This is a genomic window from Neoroseomonas alkaliterrae, assembly GCF_014199195.1.
Taxonomy (GTDB): domain Bacteria; phylum Pseudomonadota; class Alphaproteobacteria; order Acetobacterales; family Acetobacteraceae; genus Neoroseomonas; species Neoroseomonas alkaliterrae.
Genome location: NZ_JACIJE010000024.1, coordinates 1 through 7331 on the forward strand (window position 1 = coordinate 1; position 7331 = coordinate 7331).

A 7331-nucleotide genomic window follows, 5' to 3' on the forward strand; every position below is an offset into this window, starting at 1 on the left:
TGCGTGACGGCGAGACGGTGGAGGAGACCGCGATCCTCTCGCCGCTCGCCTGGGCGGTCGAGCACCGCGCCGAGGTCGAGGTCGTCGCGACCACGAGCGCGCTGCTCGACGCGCTGCTGGTCGACATCGCCGCGGCGATCGCCGGCGATCGCACCCTCGGCGGCGCAGTCGAGTGGGTGCAGCCCGGCGCGCCCTCCTTCGACGATGCCGAGGCCGAAGGCGCTGCCGCGGCGCGCGCCGCCTCCGTTCCCGTCACGCTGTCCTTCACCGTCGCCGGCTCGCCGCTGGCCTGATCCCGATCCTGGAGACGCCCCATGCCCCGTGCCATCGGCGCCAACTCGCGCCTGCTCATGATCCCCGAGTTGACCTACGGCACCGCGCCCGGCGGCAACTGGCGGCGCGTGCCCTTCCTCTCCTGCAACCTCGGCGCCGAGCAGCCGCTGCTGGACGCCGATGTCATCGGCCTCGGCGGCAATCGCGATCCGGCCGCGCCGTTCTTCGACACCGTCACGGTCGAGGGGGACGTCGTGGTGCCGGTCGACCTGATCAACATCGGCCACTGGCTGCGGCTGCTGCTCGGCGCGCCGACCACCACCGGCACCAACCCGAACTTCACCCACACCTTCGGCTCGGGTGCCGCGACGCTGCCTTCGCAGGCGATCGAGATCGGCTACCCCGACGTGCCGAGCTACGACGTCTGCGCGGGCGTCCGAGCCGACGCGCTGGAGATCGACTTCGGCCCGACCGGACCGGCGACGGCGACAATCAAGCTGATCGCCCAGGGCTCGACGCGCTCGGGCTCCTCCTCGGGCGGCACGCCGGTCTCGGCGGCCTACACCGCCTTCCACAAGGCGCAGGGCTCGATCACCCGTGGCGGCGCGGCGCTGGCGCAGGTCACCGGCGCGCGGCTCGCCTTCTCGAACAGCGTCGAGGCGGTGCGCACCATCCGTGCCGATCGCAAGATCGAGGGCGCGGATCCCGGCATCGCGCGCGCGACCGGCCAGATCACCGCACGCTTCGCCGACACCACGCTGCTGACGCAGGCGCAGAACGGCACCGCGGCTGAGTTCGCCTTCGCGTTCACCATCGACGCCAACCGCAGCCTCACCTTCACGCTGCACGAGGTCTACCTGGCGCTCGCCAAGACGCCGATCGAGGGGCCGGCTGGCGTCGAGGCGAGCTTCGAGTTCCGCGCCGCCTTCAACGCGACGGCCACGCGCATGATGACTGCGGTGCTGAAGAACCAGCAGGCGGGGACGGAGTATGCGTGAGGCCCGTTGCGCTGCTTCAGGATCGCTTTGGGTTGTGTGCCGCAGCAGCAGACGTATCGGGCGGCAGGCTGACCTGCTTGCTCAGCTGGCAGGGCAGATCGCGGCCCCCCATTTCGCCTACGCTTCCCGAGCAGTGCATTCGTTATAGCCTGAAGCGCAACTCGTGGTTCATGAGCGAGTAGATCTGCATGGCCCACCGATAGCCCGAGGTAAGGCGCTCGGCGGACACGAACTTCTTTGCGATGGCAGGGCCGCTCGCGGCGGGGAGGATGCCCCGCACCTTGGTCTTGACGTCTGCCCTGACATCAGCAGCCGGCAGATCGTCGGTGTGATGATAGATGCGGCCTAGCTGCAGGCCCAGATCCAGCACATTCGACTCGGCCAACGGTAGCAAAGACGACGCCTTCTGGAGCCGCGACGATACTCGCTTGGCTTGAGCCTCCACTGGATCCCAGTCGCTCTTCGCCGCTTTCTGGCTCAAGCAGCCTGTGCGCACCTGCGCGAGCGCATCGAGGATGGGGGCAGCATCAGATGGCGACAGCAGCTGCTGGGCGCGGCATTCGAGAATACGCAGGTTGGCAATAAGCTCGTCGGGATCCGCTTGCGCCATCAACCCGAACTCGCCGTAGATTAGAAGGATATACGCCCAAAGATCTGCGCCATAGTAGCCGAGCTCCAGAGCAGCGAGCAGCCGTTCCTTATTGACGGCATTGACGTCGGCGAGCACGACTTGCGGATAGTGGGCACGGAAGATGGCTGGGTTGAGCAGCAACCCGCCGACGATGTCGTCCCAAAAAAGCAGCGCTACCGCGAACTTGCCTTGAGCGACGCGCTTGTCCGAGAGAAGCCGCACCTGCTGCTGCAGCTTGGCGTCGTAGTCCGCTGTGGTTGCGATGAACAGCGTCGTCAGCTGCCCCTTGAACGTCTCAGCCTTCCCGATCTCGTCGGTGACGTGCTTCAGTTCCAGAGGCGGCTTGTAGCGTTTGCACTGGATGCCAACGGGGCGTCCGATGTCGTCGGGACCGTAGATGTCGACGCCGTTCTGCATCTGACCAGGTCGCCCGTTCTTCTGCAGCGTGGTGCTCTTCCAGCGCTGGGCCTGGGCATCGCAGACCATGGTCTCGAAGTCCTGCCAGTTCTTCGGAATCGGCAGTTCCATAGATTGTATCGTGGGCATGGACTTAGCCTTTGGGATCTGAAGCACCAGCGCATCCGGCGTGATGCCGCCTAGTATGGCGTTAGACTCCGCGCTGCAACGACCGGGCACCCGCCTCTGGGTTGGCAGGTGTTGATGCGGGCGGGCGAGAGATTGCCAGCGTCGATCGTAAGCTTGTTTGTCCGGTGTAGTAGCGCCTCGGTCTACCACCGCTGCTGGCCCGCCTCTCTAAACCCCGGACTCACAGTCAACTCGCCCGTCGGGGCTGTCCAAATTCTTGGCGCCCTCAGGCATGGAGAATCGCATGCTCACCCTCGACCTTCCGGCCGAGCCGTACTGGCTCGACCTGCCGCGCGGCGTCCGCGTGGAAATCCGACCGGTGACCACCGCCGTCATGGCAGCCGCGCAGGCCGCCGCCGCGCGCCGCCTCGCCGCGATCCGCGTCGCCGACCCGGATCTCGATCCCGACATGTCGCGCGGCCTGTCCTTCGCCTTCCTGGTCAAGGCGCTCGCCCGGCACGCCGTCACGGCCTGGGAGGGCGTCGGCGACAGCGGCGGCAAGCCGCTGCCGCTCTCGTCCGAGGCGGTCGAGCGCCTGATGGACCTCGACGACATCGCCGCCGCCTTCTGGGACCGCGCAACCGCGCCGGTCGCCGTGGTGGCCGCCGAGGGAAACGGCTGAGGGCCCGCGCCGCCTGGCACTTCGGCCGCGGGCCCGAATACTGCCGCGGCTGCGCCGCCCTCGGCCGCGACTGCGCCGACGCCTGCCCCTACGCCGCGCACGCCCCCACGAGCGTCCAGGGCCACGCCTGCTGGGCCGCCGGCACCGCATGCGCGGAGGTCACCATGGCCGGCCTGACTCTCGACACCGCCGGCGCGCTTGCCGCGGCCCGCGACCTCGGTGCCGCGGGCTGGGCCGCCGCCGAACTTCTGCTCGCCATCCGCATCGGCATGGCCGAGGGCAGCGCCGCCCGCCGCGAGGGGGAGACGACCTGACATGGCCGACGCCACCCGCCGCGTCTCGGTCCGTCTCTCGCTGGACGACGCCGCCCGGGTCAAGGCCGGGCTGCGCGAGGTCGGCGAGACCGGCCAGCGCTCCCTCGACCAGATCAAGGGCGGCGCCGAGCGCGCCTCGCGCTCGCTGGAACTGCTGGACCTCGCCACCCGCGGCATCCAGATCGCCGGCGTCGCGGTGGCAGCGCGGGCCCTGGTCCAGGCCGGCGACGCGCTCACCCAGGGCCTCTCGCGCCTGCAGAACGCCACCGGCTCGGTCGAGCGCGCCGGGCAGGTCTACGAGGCGCTGTACCGCAACGCGCTTCAGACCGGCGTGGCGGTGTCCGAGAGCGTCGACGCCTTCCAGCGCTTCTCGATCGCCGCGCGCGAGGTAGGCGCCACCTCCGACCAGGTGGTGCGCCTCGTCGGCGGCCTGCAGCGCGTCGCCATCGTCTCCGGCGCCTCGACGGGGGAGATCTCCTCCGCCACGCTGCAGCTCGCCCAGGCGCTGGCCTCCGGCGTTCTGCAGGGCGACGAGCTGCGCTCCATCCTCGAGGCCATGCCGCTGCTGGCCGAGGGGCTGGCACGCGAGCTCGGCGTCTCGATCGGCGAGCTCCGCAAGCTCGGCTCCGAGGGCAAGCTCACCGCCGAGCGGGTCTTCCCGGCCCTGCTGCGCGCCACCGAACGGCTCGGCGCGGAACTCGACCGTGCGCCGCTCTCGCTCGGCCGCGCCTTCGGCCAGCTGACGGCGGCGACCGAGAATTTTCTGGGCCAGCTCGACCGCGCCATCGGCCTGTCCAACGCGCTGGCCCGGGCGCTCTCGGCCGCCGCGCGCGCCGTGGACAGCGTCCGCCAGGGCGCCGGCCTGCGCAGCGAGGAGGAGCGCCTCGCCGGCCTGCGCCGGCAGGCCGAGGCGCTCTCGGCCCAGATCGGCCGGCTGGAGAGCGAGGGCGACGGCCGCGACAGCCTGCGCGCCCCGGTCCGCCGCGGCAGCATCCGCCCCGGCCTGGTCGGCACCGCCGAGCAGCAGGCCGGCGTCGACAGCCGCGCGCGGCTGGAGGAGCTGCGCCGCGACTACTTCGCCACGCTGGCCGAGATCGACACCGCCGAGCGGGAGTCGCTGAACCGCCGCCTGGAGGAGCAGGAGCGCGCCGGCCAAGCCGCCGCCGACGCCCGCCGCCGCCGCGCCACGCAGGACGTCCAGGAGCTCACCCGCGACCTCGACGACTGCTTCCGGATCAACCGCGAATACGAGGAGCGCGTCCGCCGCCTGCGCGAGGCGGAGGCCGCGGGTGGCGTCACCGCCGCCGAGCGCACCCGCCTCGAGACCTTGGCGCTGCAGGAGCGCGACGAGGCGCTGCGCCGACTGGAGCCGCGCATCGCCGCAGTGCGCCGCGCCAGCACCGAGGGCGCGCGCGAGGCGCGCGACGCCGAGCGGCAGCTGAACGACCTGCTGCGCGAGCGCGAGCGGCTGATCCAGGACAACGAGACCGCCTATGAGCGCTACCAGCGCCGGCTGGAGCGGCTGTCCGGCCTGGTGCAGCGCGCCGAGCGCGCCGGCCGGCCGATCCCGGACGAGACGATCGGCCGGGAGGCGCAGCGCGCGCTGGAGGATCTGGAGGAGGCCGAGCGCCGGCTGCAGCGGAGCACCGAGGGCACGCGCGAGGCGGCGCGGTAGCTCGGCTTCGCGTTCTCCTCCGCCTTCGAGGACGCGATCGTGCGCGGCGACAGGCTGTCGAAGGTCATGCAGGGCCTGCTGCAGGACATCACCCGCATCATCGCCCGGCGCACCATCACCGAGCCGCTGGGCAATGCCGTCTCGGCCGGTCTCACGAGCCTCGGCGCCGGCAGCTGGTTCGACGGCATCGGCTCCTGGCTCGGCGGCCTGTTCCGCGCCGAGGGCGGACCGGTCGCGGCCGGCCAGCCCTACATCGTCGGCGAGCGCGGGCCGGAGTGGTTCGTGCCGGACCGCGGCGGGACGGTGCTGCCGAATGGCATGGCGCCGGGCGGCCCGGTCATCCAGCAGACCATCAACATCGATGCGCGCGGGGCGGACGCCGGCGTCGAGGCGCGGCTGCGGCTGCTCGCTGGCCAGATCGCGCGGCAGGCCTCGGCGATGACGCTCGATGCCATCCGCCGCGGCGGCAGCGCCTACGAGACGGTGCGGGGATGACCGAATACGCCTGGCCCGATGCGCTGCGACCCTCGCGGCTGACCTTCTACCTGCAGCACAACACCACGCGCTTCGTGTCGCCGGTCACCCGTGCCACCCAGGTGCTGCGGCGCGAGGGCGCGCGCTGGGTGGCGCAGGCCACCTTCGATCCGCTGGACCGCATCCGCGCCGGCCTGCTCGAAGGCCTGATCGCCGCGCTGGCCGGCTCGGTGAACACCGTCCGCGTCTGGGACTGGCGGCGTGAGTTCCGCACCGGCGATCCGCGGGTGCAGGGCGACGTGCCGAGCGGGCCCTTCTCCTACTCCGACGCGACCATCTTCACCGACGGCACCGGCTTCGTCGTCGGCTCGGGCAATCCGGCGCTCGCGGCCGGCGCGCCGCGCGGGGCGCTGGCGATCCAGACCCAGGGCTGGTGGCCGAACGGCGTCGCGGTCGGCGCCGGCGACCTGATCGGGCTGGCGGGGCGGCTCTACATCGCCACCGAGACAGTGACCGCAGCCGGCGCAGGTACCGCCACCATCCCGATTGCTCCGCCGCTGCGCGAGGCGCTGCTGATCAATCAGCCTCTGGTCCTCACCAAGCCCACCGTCGCCATGCGCCTGGTTTCCGACGACGAGGCCGCCAACCCCACCCGGCCGGGGCGCTTCACCTCGATTACCATCCGCCTGGAGGAGGCCCTGTAGTGTCCGACACCCACGGCACGCCGCGGCTGTCGCCGCATGCGGCTTCCTCCGCCACCTCGCCGGTCGCCGCCCCCGTGGTGCTGGTCGAGCTCGACTTTGCCTCCGGCCCCTTCCGCGCCTGGACCGGGCTCGGCCAGCTGAACTGGGCGGGGAAGGTGTTCGAGGGCGTCGGGTCGATCGGCGCGGTCGGCGAGGTCGAGGAGACGGTCGAGCTGCGCGCCGTGCGGCTGACCCTGGCCCTCTCGCCGGTGCCGCAGGAGGTGGTGGACATTGCGCTCGCCGAGCGGAGCTTCCGGCTGCGGCCGGCTCGGCTCTGGGGCGCGCTGCTGGATGCCGAGGGCGCCTTCGTGGCCGACCCGTTCCCGCTCTGGGCCGGGCTGATGGACACCATGGAGGTGACCGACGGCGCCGAGCCGCGCGTCGCGCTCACCTGCGAGAGCCGCCTCGTCGACCTCGAGCGCGCCGAGGTGCGGCGCTACACCGACGCCGACCAGCAGGCCGAGTACCCGGGCGACCGCCTCTTCGAATACGTCCCCGCCCTGCAGGAGGCGGAGATCCGGCTGCCCGCGCAGTGACGCGACGGCCGGACTGGGCGGTGCGGCTGGCAGCCCTGCTGTCGGCGGTGGAGACGCGCGCCTTCGACGCGCATCGCTGGAACTGCGGGCGCTTCGCGCTGGCCGCGGTGGAGGCGGTGACGGGGGAGCGGCCTCGGATCCGTATCCGGCGCGACCTCGAGGCCACGGCCGACAGCGCGGGCTTCCCGCGCGGCGCGCCACTGCGGGCCCGCACAGGCGACATCGTCCTCGCCCCTGATCCCGACCGCCTCGGCGTGGTGCTCGACGCCGGTCGCATCGCCTTCGTTGGCCCGCGCGGCCTGCTGCGGGCGCCGATCACCCTCTGCACCATCGCCTGGAGGATCGGCTGATGCCCGCCGCCGTTCCGCTGATCGCCGTCGTCGCGGGCGGCGTCGCCTCCGCCGCGGTCGGCGGCGGCATCATCGGCGCGATCGTCGGCGCCGGCGCCGCCTTCGTGGTCTCGACCATCGGCGCCTCGGT

General features: G+C 72.0%; 10 protein-coding genes. 9 read left to right on the top strand and 1 reads right to left on the bottom strand.

Annotated elements, in window-relative coordinates:
- A partial coding sequence (locus FHS88_RS20030; protein WP_184487267.1) for a hypothetical protein occupies positions 1–293 on the top strand: 293 nt, incomplete at its 5' end.
- Positions 294–314: 21 nt separating this feature from the next.
- Entirely contained in the window at positions 315–1271 is a 957-nt protein-coding gene (locus tag FHS88_RS20035; protein WP_184487268.1) for a phage tail tube protein, read from the top strand.
- Between the two features lie 142 nt (positions 1272–1413).
- Here the strand turns inward: FHS88_RS20035 and FHS88_RS20040 are convergent, their stop codons facing one another.
- Positions 1414–2430, bottom strand: coding sequence for a PDDEXK family nuclease (locus FHS88_RS20040; protein ID WP_211842707.1), 1017 nt, complete (start codon positions 2428–2430; stop codon positions 1414–1416).
- A 301-nt stretch (positions 2431–2731) separates the two neighbouring features.
- Here FHS88_RS20040 and FHS88_RS20045 point away from each other — a divergent pair, with 301 nt between their 5' ends.
- The 7 genes from FHS88_RS20045 (at position 2732) to FHS88_RS20070 (ending at position 7201) form a co-directional block, all read left to right on the top strand.
- The gene (locus tag FHS88_RS20045; protein ID WP_184487269.1) at positions 2732–3109 is read left to right on the top strand and encodes a hypothetical protein; all 378 of its coding nucleotides are present in this window, start codon (positions 2732–2734) and stop codon (positions 3107–3109) included.
- A 164-nt stretch (positions 3110–3273) separates the two neighbouring features.
- Positions 3274–3423, top strand: a complete 150-nt coding sequence (locus tag FHS88_RS20050; protein WP_184487270.1) for a hypothetical protein — start codon at positions 3274–3276, stop codon at positions 3421–3423.
- 1 nt (position 3424) lies between these two features.
- Positions 3425–5098 carry a tape measure protein gene (locus tag FHS88_RS20055; RefSeq protein WP_246420439.1) on the top strand — a complete coding sequence of 558 codons (1674 nt, stop codon included), beginning with the start codon at positions 3425–3427 and terminating at the stop codon, positions 5096–5098.
- Between the two features lie 39 nt (positions 5099–5137).
- A complete protein-coding gene (locus tag FHS88_RS20995; RefSeq protein ID WP_246420442.1) occupies positions 5138–5593 on the top strand; it encodes a hypothetical protein in 456 nt (151 codons plus the stop codon).
- Complete coding sequence (locus tag FHS88_RS20060; protein ID WP_184487271.1) at positions 5590–6276, top strand: hypothetical protein; 687 nt, start codon at positions 5590–5592, stop codon at positions 6274–6276. Before FHS88_RS20995 ends, FHS88_RS20060 begins: the two co-directional genes overlap by 4 nt.
- Entirely contained in the window at positions 6276–6851 is a 576-nt protein-coding gene (locus FHS88_RS20065; protein ID WP_184487272.1) for a hypothetical protein, read from the top strand. The genes FHS88_RS20060 and FHS88_RS20065 overlap by 1 nt, the downstream gene beginning before the upstream one ends.
- On the top strand, positions 6848–7201 hold the full coding sequence (locus tag FHS88_RS20070; RefSeq protein WP_184487273.1) for a DUF6950 family protein: 354 nt from the start codon (positions 6848–6850) through the stop codon (positions 7199–7201). The genes FHS88_RS20065 and FHS88_RS20070 overlap by 4 nt, the downstream gene beginning before the upstream one ends.
- The last annotated feature ends 130 nt before the right edge of the window (positions 7202–7331 follow it).